Raw genomic sequence first — 13,464 nt, 5'->3', positions numbered from 1 at the left:
CTTTCCAGAGTCCTCACGTGATCTCCAATTCAGCGATAGGTCTTTTAGTTAACTTACGAAGCGTATTATGATGTTTCGATTTTTACACCTGCGGTTTAGTTTTCGATAGAGTTATTGGTGCTCAATCTGAGGGCGACAAATAAATCTATCTGGATTGCTCTTAAATCATTCAGTTGTACTTATATCAATAATGGCCGCTGGCCTTTATCGCGATCAAGGTCGAATCATATACAATTTCCCTAGGGAAGCCAACTCACTACGAGATTTGACTATGGGGGCTATGTTTCGGGTCGCATTTGACCGGCGGTTTCTGGCCGACTTTTGTCGGTCGTCACAGCTCAGCCTCGGCCGATCAGATCGCACAAGAGACTGCCGCTATTATTAGCGACAGTCTCAACTGATCTACTCAACTGACTTAGATAGCGCTTTGAATTTTTTTCCCTTTCAGTTGGATGGTCAGGTGAGGGGCACCGGACACGCTACCTTGCAATTCAAGGGTTCCATTTTCGTAGTTGACGTGTCCCTTTGCGTCAAGGGTGTAATTATCAACCCCAACCACATTTGTATTACCATCGCGCCACTTTCTCACAATGAATTGAGATTCAAACGAGCCCGATTCGGTAGGTACTTTCCCTTGATATAAGTAGTGAGGATCACCTCCATTTACTGTGCCATCTTTTACAACCACCAACCCATCACCGTAGTCACCAGTGCTTGCGCGAAAATCAACGTGAAAAATTCCATTTGTCATAACGAAACCTCAGTGGTCTAGGATCACTGAGCGTAGTCGTACCCTGAAAAATACTGAGAAGGTATTTTGTAACAGCGTGAATCGTACTTCTTTGCTGGGAGCATCCGACTGACTGCTACTCGAATACTGATGGGTGAAAACACCTGGTTTGCACGTCGTTACGAGAAATCCGAGTCCTGAACCTACTGCGAAAAATTCAGATTTCAATCTCAGGCGCGTATTTTTCTGCCGTGGAATTCGAAGCCGACTTTTTCAACAGAATCGGCCGATTACTGCCCTTCAGGTGTTTTAATATTGCCCTTCAAGAAGCTTGCTTGGGCCAAGCTTGAGGCGTCTATGGCCGAGGACTTATGAACGCTTTATCAATGCAGCAACGAGTTCGAGGAAAAGATCATGAGCAGTGGCAAAAACGAACACAAAATCACTCTGCCCCCCGGCTCTCGATTGCGGCGACAGGCTGGTCCGTATGACTTAGATACCGGCCGTCCGTGTTACGCCGTCCAGGTAATCGCGCCGGATGAGCAGGCGAGACGCCAGGTCGAGGACAACTCACAGATCATGGGCACTCCTGGCAAGCACTTTTATGTGTGGGATATCAAGAACGGCTCGACTTGGCCTGTTTTCCTGACCCTGACAGTGGATGGAGTGACGGTAGGCAAGGACAACGACTGACAAACTGTTCGAGGAAACCGAAGCATGGAGCCCCGTCATACGCTGATAGCTTTAGGTTTGATTATCGCCGCGATAATTGCGGCGAATACTTCAGCCTGCAATCCACCGGCACATACAGCATCCTCGACGCAGCAAGCGAAGCAGATCTGCGATGAAGTTTACGATGACAGCGAGGACGCTAGCGGATACGGCGATTGCGTCAACTCAGCAAAACGAAGCCTCGAAAATACTAATTGACGGAAAAAGGAAACTCCGCATTGAAATATCTCATCGTTTTAAGCGTCACCGTGCTCTTGGCCGGCTGTGGTCAGGAATCCAAGCCAGCAGCTGTACTTCACCTTGCTCCGATCACACCCGGTGCCATTCCCGAAAAGATCGGCGGCTGCGGGGAAGGTTGTAAGAAACTGGACAAGTTTGCTAAGTGGCAACCGCTGCTCGCTCCGCTGGTTGAAATGCACCGCAGGCAGGAGAAGTGCTCCTCAGTTGAGTATGCGATGCCCGATACCGACTCTGACCCAGTGGACCCGAAGTTTTATGTACAGTGCAAAGAAGTGAGAAGCGGCCAGCTTTACAACACCTTCTACACTCGGACACAGATCGAGATGGGCACGCCGGCTACGAGTGAGCCGGTTTCCCGTGCGTATGCTGAACCTCGTTGTGCAGGCCAATTGGCTGAGAAACTTCCCGGCGCTACAATTGCCAACCAAGGCTTTTACGAAGCTCCGAACGGCTCAGTACGTCTAACCTATGACTTAAAATTAAATGGCGTCGACAAGAAGGCGGCTTGTCTAGCTAGCCACGAGTCTGTTGAGTTCAACGTCGTCCGGTAGCTCAGTAATCAAGGAAAAAATGACTCTCGCAATAAACGTGATTCTTGGCCTATCGCCGCAGCTGCAGGCACTGATTGACCAGGTGAAAGCCGAGGAAATTCGCTCAGTCCCCTCAAAGGGACGTGTCATGTAAAGTTGAGCCGTAAGACAAGAATTTTAAGGCCGTTAGAGGCGCTACATGGGTTCTGGAGATATTCCGATGAATTTTTTGAAAGTAATATTGGCTGTCACTTTTTTTGCTGCTGCTCCCTCATGGGCTGGAGATTTGACTGGACCTCAAAATAATGCAGTCAGATCAGCGAAGCAGTATCTCAGCATGACGGGCTTCTCACGGAATGGGCTTATTCATCAGCTTTCATCTGATGCTGGAGAGGGTTTCGACGTTTCTGACGCTACGATAGCAGTGGACAGCATGAATATTGATTGGAACCAGCAGGCGGTTAGGTCTGCGAAGCAGTATCTCAATATGATGGGCTTCTCGTGCAAAGGCCTCATTAAGCAACTTTCCTCGAGTGCTGGAGAAAAATACACTGTGGACCAAGCAACCTACGGGGCAAAACATGCAGATGGTTGCTGAAAAACGGCGTGATGAGTTCGCTCCGGTAATAAAGGAGGGTGTTCGTTGCGCAGAGACTTGGCTTGAGGGCTCATCATTACCGTTATGGTGGGCGCTGTCTCAGAACCGAAAACGTCATCGTCCAGGTGATCCGCAAGAGGCATTTGAAGCAGGTTTTTTGCTGCGGTTGCAGCAGACGCTGATCATGCGACGTGAGGCAGTCACCTCCCAATCATCCAGCTTTGATGCCTGAGTCTGTAATTGATATTTGAGATTTGCTTTTCTCGCCAAACCCTCCGATCAAGCGATCTTTGATCGCGCCGATCAGAGGGTTCACTCGCTTTTTCTCTCCGCCGCCGCGCTCCACCCTTCCATGTTCAAACTTCATGAACGCCACGCCTGCTTTCACTCGTCAGTAATTGCCCGCGATTTCCATCAAGCGCAGCGCCATTCAATGTGCGCGAATCTTTTCGTTGGGCATGGATGTATGTGTGGCGACAGCGGCGACGCCGGCGACAACCCACGTAGAACGTGGTCTGGAGCATGGCGACAAAAGCGGCGACAGTCGCCACTTTTTGCACGCGTTGACTATTACGCTTGACCGCTATTTCGAGTGAGTATAAAAATTGGCGCACGGATAGCGGTCGTTGACAGCACCTGCCCAGGTAGCCAGAACCTTCAAGGCTACGCCATTAGCGTGGTGGTTCTCCCGAAGTGCGATTAGCGTCCGGCGGCTCGCACGGTCACTCCCCAAGAGTGATGGATGCCTACTCGACCAATCTGCCCACTGCGGCAGACGATGGATCTACCTCGCTGCATTGCAGCAACCTCACCTCTTGGCACACTTCGCTGCGCTAGACCTCGCCCGTCTCTTTCTCTAGGAAAGAGACGGGCGCTCGTACCATTGCTGCAAGCCACGTCGTATAGGGCATTGCCGCAACTCTCCCTGTGACAATCGGCCTGACAAAACCGATTCGTCGCCATCCGCAACGACACAGGCACCGGTGCCGCAGCCTTTGGACAGGCTGCACCTGACTGACAGTCAGGCATGCCCCAGATGTCTAGGTCTTTGCCTTCTCTCACCCAGAATATCTAGGTGCCGAACTCGTCAGTCGGCACAGCCTCCACCCGTCCGCATCTTTGAATGCGCCTAAGGAGGCCAGATTCTTGGGTTCATGCCCTTGCTCCCGGTCGTAAGGAGCCGTTCGTTCCGCGTCAGTGAACACCTCACAGGCCGCAGGGGCCTTGATCCCTGATAACACTCAACAGCCGTGGCGGGACTACGTGAGGACAACCAGCAATGATCGAGGAGAGGGCCCATGCAGCAGTTAGATCCGAAGCTTGAACTACCACGACCACCTCGACCGTTGATTGAGTCGAACCCCGTGCCCCAGCCTTATCCGGTGCAGGCACTGGGTGGGATTCTTGGGCCTGCGGTTGAGCGCATGGCCGAGGTTATCGGCGTGCCCCAAGCACTGGCCGCGCAATCGGTGTTGGCCGCCTCGGCCCTGGCCACTCAAGGTCATGCGGGCTTACAACTCGACGGGAGACATTACCCCCTGTCGTTGTACCTGATCACGGTGGCTGCGTCCGGTGATCGCAAGACCGCGGCAGACCGATACGCACTGCTGCCAGCGCGCCAATGGGAGCGTGAACAGTGGCAACACTATCGTGAGCAGCTCTTTCGGTACCGTGCCGCACAGCGACAAGCGCAGCGTATCAATCCTGCCGATCCCGCCCCCACCAACAGCGTACCGCTCGAAGCGGAGCCTTCGGCCCCTCGGCTGATCACCACAGACCCGACGATCGAGGCCCTGATCAAGGGGCTCTGCCATGACTTGCCGAGCATGGGGTTGTTCTGTGACGAGGGCGGACAATTCCTTGGCAGCAGCACCATGAGTCGGGACAACCGTTTGAAAGCGGTCACGACCTTGTCGTCACTCTGGGACGGTAGCCCGATTGATCGTGCTCGCTCTATGGCAGGCGAAAGCCTAAGAGCCTATGACCGACGCCTGAGCCTGCACCTGATGCTGCAACCGTATTTGGCCATGCAGTTACTCAGTGACCCGTTGCTGCAGGGGCAAGGCATTCTAGGGCGCTGCTTGATGACCTGGCCCACCAGTCTAGCCGGGCAACGTAGCTACCAGGCTGTCGACTTGTCCAAAGACGCCGCCCTCAGGCGCTTTCATCACCGCCTTTCGGCTCTGTTTTATCAGCCTTGGTCACTTTCCGCTGACGGAGCCTTGCAGCTGTCAAAGCTGAGCCTCAGTCCGCTGGCGCGTCGTCGCTGGATTGATTTGCATGATGCTATCGAAGCTCAGCTCGGGGAGTTTGGCGAGCTGGCCAGCGTACGGCCCAGCGGATCAAAGGCCGCCGATAACCTGCTGCGCATCGCCGGCATTCTTGCAGTTGTGGAGGAGAGCAGCGTCGTGGAGGTCGATCATATCCAACGGGCCTCCGCTTTAGTCGGCTACTACCTCACCGAGATCCAGCGCCTGACTGAGCAGGAGCCAGTGTGTCGAGTTAAGGAAGAGGCGGACCGGTTGTTGCGCTGGCTGCAGGCCAAAGATTGGAAGCGCTTCAGTATTCGAGACCTGAATCGCAACGGTCCCCGCTTTGCCCGTAAGAGCAGTCGCCATGCCACCAAGCTTCTGGTCGAGTTGCTTGATCATCAGTGGCTGATCACCGACGGCCACACCTTCGAGGTGCGCCATGTTTAATCTTGATGAAGCGCTGCGCAACCATCTGGCTCAGCGTCAAAAGGAGCCCAAAGCGCGATTTGTCGCCGCTACTGTCGCCACTTTGTCGCCACGCTCAAAACCAAGCAGGACGAGGGTTGTCGCCGCTGTCGCCAGTGTCGCCACCACCCATAAAGCTATCGCCTCTACGACAGCCATTATTCAATGGTTGAAAGAGGAGGGTGCGCATCTTTACGTCACCGACAACACGCTGTGTTTTCGCCCGACTGATTGGGCTCAGTTCGCGATTGTAAGTGCGCACTGGCGAGCCCTTTTGCATGATCTCGCGGCAGTCGATCAGGAACAGAAAAATGGCTCGGGTCGGTAAGCGAGCCGGGCGCAATTTCGGCTTCGGTCGCCAGCTTAGCTATGCTGGACCGCAAGCACTGAAAGACCTGTTTGGCGACGGCCATTTTGCTACCGTCAAAGCCCATAGTGATCGCTGGCAGGCGTTCGTGCATTGGTGTCGATCCGATGAAGGACCGAGGGTCAACGACGCGCGCCAGATAGACCGCGAGATCCTCATGCGGTACGCCGTCCACGTGCGGGAGCAGGTTGATCAGGGCAACGTCGGCATTGCCACCGCGCAGAACCGACTGTCCAGCGTGAACCGAACGATGGCCGCGCTGCGCGGTGATCAGTACGTCAAAATCCCGAGTCCGAGTAAGGTGCTTGGCTTGCAGCGCTCAAGCGTGCGTAGTGAGGCTCCGCAAGGCCAAGACCGTGCGCAGGTCGAGTTGATCGCGCGGGCTCTGTCAGATCGTCAGCAATCGAGGGTGAGTGCCATTGTGCTCCTCGCCCGTGAGACTGGTATGCGCCTGCGCGAAGCGATCCTGGCCGATCTGCCCCGACTGCAACGTGAGGTTCGGCAACTGGGCAAGATCAACATCCAGGATGGCACCAAAGGTGGTCGATCAGGGGCCTCGGCACCGCGCTGGATTACGGTAACGGATCAAGTTCGCGATGCCCTGGATTGGGCCAGCGCGACCTCACCCAATGGCAGCCGGAATTTGTTGGCGCCCGACGAAAGCTACAAAGACTTTATGCGGGCAGTTGTGCGACCGGCACGGGACATCCTGCATGAGTATGGATTGAAAGGTTTTCATGAGCTGCGGGCGGCTTACGCCTGTGAGCGCTATGAGCAACTAATCGGCTTTCCTGCACCCGTTAATGGTGGTCGTGTTCATCAAGAGGATCGAGCACTCGATCAGCAAGCCCGTAAGCAGATCAGCCACGAGTTGGGACATAACCGCATCGATGTGGTGAGTGCCTACATCGGAGGCCGGCGATGACGGCCGAGTTCGACATAGTGTTGTTCCTGCGCCCCGTGCTCAAAGGTGCACATGCCACGCAGCAGCGGCACATCAGGCAAGCAGAAAGGATGCACGAGGTGATTCGTGAACGCTGGGGTTGCGCGACTCCCTGGTCCTGGAGAGAAAAGCACGTGAGATGGTTTCTGGAGCACTATTTGCGATGCTCAGCTCCAGCTACCATCTACTACTACGAGTTAACAGCAGGGTTGATCCGCCGTAGAAAGGCAAAAATCGTGGTTGCCTGATAGACCTTTAAGCGTGAGCCCCTGAGTATGGGAATGCGGAGCCTTCCCATACTCAGGGGCTTGGCTGAAAAAGCGTAGGCATACCAGAGATCTGGCAACTGTCGTCACTCCTTTCGCCCTACTACACGACACGGATCGTAGCCGGTGGCGCGTACCTTTTGGATGTTCAGCGAATCGGTACGACGTTGCGATCTCTGGTTTGATTGATAGCCGATGCCGACAGGCTGCCGGTGGCCGCCTTCTGGATATGTTCACTCCACCAAGCCATCATCGGACGCCGGCGTTCGATGTAGTCCGTCCTGTTGTAGGCGCTACGAACTTCGTCCTTGTCGACATGCGCCAGCGCGACTTCGATCAGCTCCGGATCCCATCCATGCTCATTCAGGATGGTGCTCGCCATCGAGCGCAAGCCGTGGCTGACTAGACGGTCCTGAAAGCCCATGCGCTTCAACGCCATGTTGGCGGTCTGGCTATTGGCATGGGTGCGAGGGTTTCTATCTGAGGGGAACACGTACTCTCTGTTACCGCTGAGTTGCTTGAGCGTCTCCAGTAACGAAAGTGCCTGATCGGTAAGAGGGATTGTGTGCGGCCGACGCTTTTTCATGCGCTCTGGCGGAATGGTCCAAATGCGCTTGTCGAAGTCGATATCTGCCCATCGTGTGGTAGCTGCTTCGGCAGGGCGGGTCATCGTGTGCAACTGCCATTCGATCAGGCAGCGGGTCGTGCGCTTTATGCTGGCGTTCGCGATTTCCATCATGAGCTCGGGAAGCTCCTCAGGTGGAAGCGCAGCCATGTTCTCTTTCTTGGGTTTCTTGAACACCGCCCGAATTCCATTGAGGGGGTTCGCAAATATCAGCCCGGAGTTGACCCCGTAGGTCATGATCTCGTTGAGTCGTTGACTCAATCGTTTCACGGTTTCGAGACTCCCTTTGGCCTCGATTGGGCGAAGGATCTTGATAACCATCGGAGCAGTGATTTGAGAGATCGGCGTTGTTTTCATGCTTGGGAAAACATGAAGCGTCAGCGATCTCCAAATATCTTCGGCGTAGGCTTTGGTTACGGAGTCTTTCTTCAGCTCGAACCACGCGGTGGCCACCTTCTCGAAAGTGTGTTCAGTCTCAGCAAGTTTGGCTTGCCTCACCTCATCACGCTGGGTTTTAGGATCAATGCCCAAAGCGAGCAGCTCACGCGCCTCTGCGGCTTTCTTCCGGGCGTTGGCTAGGGAAAGGTCGGGGTATGGACCAAGCGCCATATTGATACGGCTTCTGGTCAGGGGCTCACGGTAATTGAAGTTCCACATCATTGAGCCGCTCGCGCGGACTCGAAGCTGTAAGCCATCGCCGTCGCTGAGGACGAAGTCTTTACCAGTTGCCTTGACCGCCTTGAGCTGGCGATCGGAGAGGCGGGTTGCGTTAGTAGGCATGGGGCTACCTCCAGCACCGTTTTGGTATCCTGAAAATAGCATTTGGTAGTCCGGGATACCACCTGGGATACCAAAGCAGCTGGAACTCAGAAAACCTCCAAAGCTCCCGTAAGCGCTGAAATCCCCGTATTTACTGGATTTAAGGCACAAAAAAAGACGTCCGTGGACGTCTTTAGATGATGAAGTGGTGGAGCCGGGGGGATTTGAACCCCCGTCCGCCAGTACTCCGCTGTCGGTACTACATGCGTAGCCGTGTCTATTAAGTTAACCCTCAGCGACCCGACGGGCAGGGTGCTTTGGGCGAGTTGTGTAAGTTTTAGCCGCTTCGTCCACAACGTACTGCACGGCGATTCTGTTCTATATGACAATCACTTTGGGTTTACAGACATCCCCTGATGATTGCTGGACCCGAAGGTACCAGGAGGGAAGGGCTAAGGCTGCTTACGCAGCGAGAGCGTATTCCCCGTAGGTTTCGTCATTGGCAACTATAGGAAGTTGCAACAGTGGATTTACGAGTTCTGTTACCAACTCGGCATGCACCTAAAGTTTCGCAACCGGCGTCGAATCCTACACCTGTTCTTGTGGCTTTGAACGGATTGCAGCGCCTGCTGCGTCAGGGCTACGCATTCCCGGTCGTTTTTCGCGTCATAGGCGGATTTGGCTTGCTGGAGTTTGCTCGTGGCGTCGCTTTGTGTGGCGGCATCCAGCTTGGTCGCATTGGCCAGTTCGCTGGTGAGTGTTTGAAGATTCCTTGCGCACATATCGCTCTCGTTTGAGGCAAAGGCGTGGGCGGTTGTCAGTGTCGCGCAGATAAGCAGTCCGGCCAGAGCGGATCGCTTCATGGGGTTTCTCCTTGAACAGCGTCGGGAAGCAAGGGGTTTGGGCTTAACAGATAGACTGTGGCGGCGCACAAGGGTTCTTGTGATGCGAGAAAAATAGCGTTGTATCTCGTCGGCAGGAGAGTACAGCAAAGGGGCGGAGCGCCCCTTGCTGGATAGCGTCGATTTCAAGCCGTTTTGGCTTGGGTCACCCGGTCCACCAGGTAAACCAGCCCGTGGTAGTCGATCCCGCCATGCTGGCTCAGGCCGATTTCACAGGTGCGACTGGTGGAGATGCCTTCGCTGCAATGCTGCACGGCGTCTTTCAATGTGCGCAGTGAGTGAGCGTTCAGTTCAGGCGTGGTAAACCCCTTGTCGCCGGCAAACCCGCAGCAGTGAATGCCTTCCGGAATCACCACGTTTTTGCTGCAACGTCGCGCCAGATCGATCAACGCCTGGCTCTCGCCGAGGTGCTGAGTGCTGCAGGTCACGTGCACTGCAATCGGTGCTTCTTGGGGCGTGAAGTCCAGTCGGTCGATCAAATGCGTGCGAATGAAGCGCACCGGGTCGTACAGGTCCAGGCGCACATCGCCAAGGTCTTGCACCAGGCGCAAGGTGCAGGGGCTGGTGTCGCAATAGATCGGGTCGAGCCCGCCGCGGCTGGCGTGCAGCAGCGCACCGATCAGCTCCTGGCGTTTGTGCTCGGCTTGTTCGGCATAGCCTTTGGAGGCGAACGGTTGACCGCAGCAGAGGTTGTCTTGATTGTCCGGCAAAACTACCTGGTAGCCGGCTTTTTCCAGCAGGCCACGGGTTTTGTCGTAGAGCGACATTTGCTCCTTGTCTCCCGCCGCCGGGCCCATGACCCTCGACACGCACGCCGCCAGATAGACCACGCGCGGGCGCTCGTCGGTCACCGTCGGGCTGAAGCGAATCGCTCGTTCCGGTTGCGGCATGGCGTTGGTCCACTGCGGGATTTGCCCTTTGGACAGCTTGGTCAGCGCGGTAGAAATCTTCGTCAATCGTGGCGCGCCCAGCAGCATCCGCGCACCGTTGGCCACGTGCAGCGTGAAGCGTGCACCTTGCAGCGCAGTGGCGAAATTTCCTTCCAGCCAGTTGGCGGTTTTGGTCCGGGTTGCCGTGCGGCTACGGAGTTTTTTCACCAGTTCGCCGGTGTTGATTCCGACCGGGCAGCGTTGCGCGCACAGTCCGGTGGCGGCGCAGGTGTCGAGGCCTTGATATTGATAAGCCTCTTCCAGTTCCGAGGTGTCGATGCCTGCGCGTTTTTTTGCCTGAATGTCGCGCCAGATCACGATGCGCTGGCGCGGACTCAAGGTCAGGCCTTTTGACGGGCAGACCGGTTCGCAGAAACCGCACTCGATGCACTTATCCACAATCTCGTCAGCGGCCGGCAGCGGTTTCAGGTGCTTGAGGTGGATCTGCGGATCTTCGCTGAGCACCACGTCCGGGTTAAGAATGCCGTTCGGGTCGAGCAGGCGCTTGAGCTGCCACATCAACTGATAGGCATCGCTGCCCCATTCCAGTTCGACGAAGGGCGCCATGTTGCGCCCGGTGCCATGTTCAGCTTTCAGCGAGCCGCCAAACTCGACGGCGACCAGTTGCGCCACGTCGTCCATGAACGCCTGATAGCGTGCGACTTCTTCCGCGCTGTTGAAGCCTTGGGTGAAGACGAAGTGCAGATTGCCTTCCAATGCATGACCGAAAAGGATCGCTTCGTCGTAGTGATGTTTGTCGAACAGCTCGATCAAACGGTTCACACCTGCCGCCAGTTGCTCCACCGGGAAGGTCACGTCTTCGATGATCACCGTGGTGCCGGTTTTGCGCACCGCACCGACGGCAGGGAAGGTGTCTTTGCGGATCGCCCACAGCTTGGCGTTTTCTGCCGGGTCTTGCGTGAAGTCGACCTGTTTCTCCACCGGGAACGCGACCAGTGAATTCATGATCTGCGCCAGTTGTTCGTGCAACAACGCAGTTGATGCAGCGCGTGATTCAATCAGCAAGGCGCAGGCGTTGGCCGATAGTTGTTGGACGAAGGCCGGCATTCCGGGTTTGTCCTGCACCGAGCGCAGGCTGCGGCGGTCGAGCAGTTCCACGGCCRACACCGGTTGGCTTTTCAGCACGGTCACGGCATTGCAGCAGGTTTCGACATCCGGGAAGACGATCAGCGCCGAGGCTTTGTTCGGATGGTCGATCACCGTGTCGTAGGTCACCGCGCTGATAAACCCCAGCGTGCCTTCGGAGCCCACCAGCAAGTGGCTCAAGATATCCACAGGCTCGTCGAAATCCACCAGGGCATTGAGCGACAGGCCGGTGGTATTTTTCAGACGGTATTTGTGGCGAATCCTTGTGGCCAATTCGCTATTGGCGCGGGTCTCGCGGCCGAGTGTCGCCAGACGTTCCAGCAACTCAGCATGACTGTTGCGAAAAGCCGCGACACTGGCGGCGTCCTCGGTGTCGAGGCGGCTGCCATCGGCCAGTACCAGGCGAATGCCGGCCAGTGTGTGGTAGGTATTTTGCGCAGTGCCGCAGCACATGCCGCTGGCGTTGTTGGCGACGATGCCGCCGATTTTGCAGGCATTGATTGACGCCGGATCGGGGCCGATCTTGCGGCCAAACGGTGCCAGCCAGGCGTTCGCCTGTGCGCCGATCACACCCGGTTGCAGGCGGATCTGTGTGCCCTGACGGCGGATCTCGCGACCGTTCCAGTTGTCGCCAAGGACGATCAGCACCGAGTCGCTGATAGCCTGACCGGAGAGACTGGTACCAGCGGCGCGGAAGGTCACCGGCCTTGGGCCCACTTGAACTCTTGCTGGACCTGATAGAAGTTGTCGCGAATTTCACTGGCCTTGAGCAGGGCGAAATGCACTGGCGGTACCAGGCTCATCAGCCGTGGTTCTTCGCGGGTCGGCCAGATGATCAGGCTGCCGGTGGCGGCGATCGCGCCGAGGGTGGTGGTCAGGCTGGCCGGRGTGTCGTTGAACAGCTCGGCTTTCCATTCTTCTACCGGACGGTCGTAGGCTTTCAGTGTGGGCAGGTCAGGGGTATTCGCCCAATGCTGCGTGACACGTTGACCGTGCGGCGTAGTTGGCGCGATCAGCAGGCTCGGCAATTGACGATCGCGCAGCAATTGCGCGAGCAACTCCGGCCAGCCTTGCTCGCTGGTCAGATGGATTTCGGTGTGCACCGCTTCCATCAGTTTGCGCAGTTGTGGGATGCGTTGCTCTGGCGTGTAAGTGTAAGGCTCGGTCACCAGTGCTTCGTCGAAGTTGTCAGGCACAGGCGTGGTGCCGGTCAGACTATTGCGCAGTTTGGCGAGGATATTTTGCTTGGCGCTCATCAACGGTCTCCCTGTTTGGCCAGATGCTCGCGGGCCATGTCATGCAGTGAGCGAGCGGCGGGTTTCGGTGCGCTGTGGTTTTGTGTCCACGGGCCAATGTTGTTTGGCGTGAGGGCGCGCAGGCGAGTGGCGAAGAAACCAAACAGCCGATACAGCGTCGGTGAGCTATTGAGCTTGGCCCAGGCGTTCCAGATGAAGCGTTCTTTGCGCGAGTACTTGCTGCCTTGGCCGCGCATCACTTGATGAGGGCTGTCTGGAGCTTTGACGTTTTCTTCGCGTAGGCGGCGCAGCAATGCCGGGATCGGAATTTTTACCGGGCAGACTTCACCGCAGGCACCGCACAGCGACGAGGCGCTCGGGTGGTCCGGGACTTTCGCCAGGCCAACCATGTGCGGCGTGATGATCTTGCCGATCGGGCCTGGGTAAACCTCGCCATAGGCATGGCCACCGATGCGCGTGTAGACCGGGCAATGGTTCATGCAGGCGCCGCAGCGGATGCAGTTCAGGGTCTGGCGTAGTTCGCTGTCGGCAAAGGCCTGGCTGCGCCCGTTGTCGAGCAAAACCAGGTGCACTTCTTGCGGGCCGTCGAGTTCATGCTCCTTGCGCGGGCCGGAGATCATGTTGACGTAAGTGGTGATTGGCTGACCGAGGGCCGAGCGAGTCAGCAATGAGAGTAGCGGCACAACGTCGCGCAGGTTTTCGACGACTTTCTCGATTCCGGTGACCGCGATGTGTACCGGCGGCACGGTAGTCGACATGCGGC

Annotated in this window: 12 protein-coding genes, 1 other RNA gene and 2 pseudogenes; 8 read left to right on the top strand and 7 right to left on the bottom strand. The window is 56.4% G+C overall.

The window, feature by feature from the left end; translation table 11 throughout:
- Positions 1-415: 415 nt before the first annotated feature.
- Positions 416-751 (bottom strand): GrlR family regulatory protein, encoded by a 336-nt coding sequence (locus AC1DH9_RS15145; RefSeq protein WP_367248047.1) that lies wholly within the window; start codon positions 749-751, stop codon positions 416-418.
- Between the two features lie 393 nt (positions 752-1,144).
- On the opposite strand from AC1DH9_RS15145, the gene AC1DH9_RS15140 reads away from it, so the two are divergent.
- The 4 genes from AC1DH9_RS15140 to AC1DH9_RS15125 all read left to right on the top strand — a co-directional run bounded on the left by AC1DH9_RS15140 (position 1,145) and on the right by AC1DH9_RS15125 (position 3,062).
- Entirely contained in the window at positions 1,145-1,423 is a 279-nt protein-coding gene (locus tag AC1DH9_RS15140) for a hypothetical protein (protein WP_477806148.1), read from the top strand.
- A 257-nt stretch (positions 1,424-1,680) separates the two neighbouring features.
- On the top strand, positions 1,681-2,253 hold the full coding sequence (locus AC1DH9_RS15135; RefSeq protein ID WP_477806149.1) for a hypothetical protein: 573 nt from the start codon (positions 1,681-1,683) through the stop codon (positions 2,251-2,253).
- Positions 2,254-2,452: 199 nt separating this feature from the next.
- The gene (locus AC1DH9_RS15130) at positions 2,453-2,830 is read left to right on the top strand and encodes an Ltp family lipoprotein (protein ID WP_028237301.1); all 378 of its coding nucleotides are present in this window, start codon (positions 2,453-2,455) and stop codon (positions 2,828-2,830) included.
- A complete protein-coding gene (locus tag AC1DH9_RS15125) occupies positions 2,814-3,062 on the top strand; it encodes a LasR-specific antiactivator QslA (protein WP_477808365.1) in 249 nt (82 codons plus the stop codon). The genes AC1DH9_RS15130 and AC1DH9_RS15125 overlap by 17 nt, the downstream gene beginning before the upstream one ends.
- Here AC1DH9_RS15125 and AC1DH9_RS15120 read toward each other — a convergent pair.
- On the bottom strand, positions 3,042-3,197 hold the full coding sequence (locus tag AC1DH9_RS15120) for a hypothetical protein (RefSeq protein ID WP_477806150.1): 156 nt from the start codon (positions 3,195-3,197) through the stop codon (positions 3,042-3,044). The two genes, AC1DH9_RS15125 and AC1DH9_RS15120, sit on opposite strands and share 21 nt — an antisense overlap.
- A 931-nt stretch (positions 3,198-4,128) precedes the next feature.
- Here AC1DH9_RS15120 and AC1DH9_RS15115 point away from each other — a divergent pair.
- From AC1DH9_RS15115 to AC1DH9_RS15100, 4 genes are read left to right on the top strand one after another with little or no spacing between them, the layout of a single operon-like run.
- Positions 4,129-5,529 (top strand): YfjI family protein, encoded by a 1,401-nt coding sequence (locus tag AC1DH9_RS15115; RefSeq protein ID WP_477806151.1) that lies wholly within the window; start codon positions 4,129-4,131, stop codon positions 5,527-5,529.
- The gene (locus AC1DH9_RS15110) at positions 5,522-5,875 is read left to right on the top strand and encodes a hypothetical protein (protein ID WP_099268129.1); all 354 of its coding nucleotides are present in this window, start codon (positions 5,522-5,524) and stop codon (positions 5,873-5,875) included. Before AC1DH9_RS15115 ends, AC1DH9_RS15110 begins: the two co-directional genes overlap by 8 nt.
- Positions 5,859-6,839, top strand: a complete 981-nt coding sequence (locus AC1DH9_RS15105; protein ID WP_477806152.1) for an integrase domain-containing protein — start codon at positions 5,859-5,861, stop codon at positions 6,837-6,839. Before AC1DH9_RS15110 ends, AC1DH9_RS15105 begins: the two co-directional genes overlap by 17 nt.
- On the top strand, positions 6,836-7,105 hold the full coding sequence (locus AC1DH9_RS15100; RefSeq protein ID WP_477806153.1) for a hypothetical protein: 270 nt from the start codon (positions 6,836-6,838) through the stop codon (positions 7,103-7,105). Before AC1DH9_RS15105 ends, AC1DH9_RS15100 begins: the two co-directional genes overlap by 4 nt.
- Before the next feature lie 166 nt (positions 7,106-7,271).
- On the opposite strand, the gene AC1DH9_RS15095 is transcribed toward AC1DH9_RS15100, so the two are convergent.
- From AC1DH9_RS15095 to AC1DH9_RS15075, 5 genes and pseudogenes are all read right to left on the bottom strand, one after another.
- On the bottom strand, positions 7,272-8,528 hold the full coding sequence (locus AC1DH9_RS15095) for an integrase domain-containing protein (protein ID WP_477806154.1): 1,257 nt from the start codon (positions 8,526-8,528) through the stop codon (positions 7,272-7,274).
- A gap of 185 nt (positions 8,529-8,713) precedes the next feature.
- Positions 8,714-9,102: a transfer-messenger RNA gene (ssrA, locus tag AC1DH9_RS15090) on the bottom strand.
- A gap of 432 nt (positions 9,103-9,534) precedes the next feature.
- Positions 9,535-12,189 (bottom strand): annotated as a pseudogene (locus AC1DH9_RS15085) (FAD-binding and (Fe-S)-binding domain-containing protein); the annotation flags it as partial.
- Positions 12,150-12,701: pseudogene (locus AC1DH9_RS15080) on the bottom strand (LutC/YkgG family protein); the annotation flags it as partial. The pseudogenes AC1DH9_RS15085 and AC1DH9_RS15080, both read right to left, overlap by 40 nt.
- The coding region (locus AC1DH9_RS15075; RefSeq protein WP_477808364.1) for a lactate utilisation protein LutB domain-containing protein at positions 12,701-13,464 on the bottom strand (764 nt) is incomplete at its 5' end. The gene AC1DH9_RS15075 and the pseudogene AC1DH9_RS15080, both read right to left, overlap by 1 nt.

The sequence above is a fragment of the Pseudomonas sp. 05T35 genome (assembly GCF_056396605.1).
This window is presented reverse-complemented; position numbering and strand designations above follow the sequence as displayed.

Excerpts from the sequence above, each read along its gene's own strand:
- AC1DH9_RS15145 (WP_367248047.1), bottom strand. The coding sequence starts at position 751 with ATGACAAATGGAATTTTTCACGTTGATTTTCGCGCAAGCACTGGTGAC.
- AC1DH9_RS15140 (WP_477806148.1), top strand. The coding sequence starts at position 1,145 with ATGAGCAGTGGCAAAAACGAACACAAAATCACTCTGCCCCCCGGCTCT.
- AC1DH9_RS15130 (WP_028237301.1), top strand. The coding sequence starts at position 2,453 with ATGAATTTTTTGAAAGTAATATTGGCTGTCACTTTTTTTGCTGCTGCT.
- AC1DH9_RS15125 (WP_477808365.1), top strand. The coding sequence starts at position 2,814 with ATGCAGATGGTTGCTGAAAAACGGCGTGATGAGTTCGCTCCGGTAATA.
- AC1DH9_RS15120 (WP_477806150.1), bottom strand. The coding sequence starts at position 3,197 with ATGAAGTTTGAACATGGAAGGGTGGAGCGCGGCGGCGGAGAGAAAAAG.
- AC1DH9_RS15115 (WP_477806151.1), top strand. The coding sequence starts at position 4,129 with ATGCAGCAGTTAGATCCGAAGCTTGAACTACCACGACCACCTCGACCG.
- AC1DH9_RS15110 (WP_099268129.1), top strand. The coding sequence starts at position 5,522 with ATGTTTAATCTTGATGAAGCGCTGCGCAACCATCTGGCTCAGCGTCAA.
- AC1DH9_RS15105 (WP_477806152.1), top strand. The coding sequence starts at position 5,859 with ATGGCTCGGGTCGGTAAGCGAGCCGGGCGCAATTTCGGCTTCGGTCGC.
- AC1DH9_RS15100 (WP_477806153.1), top strand. The coding sequence starts at position 6,836 with ATGACGGCCGAGTTCGACATAGTGTTGTTCCTGCGCCCCGTGCTCAAA.
- AC1DH9_RS15095 (WP_477806154.1), bottom strand. The coding sequence starts at position 8,528 with ATGCCTACTAACGCAACCCGCCTCTCCGATCGCCAGCTCAAGGCGGTC.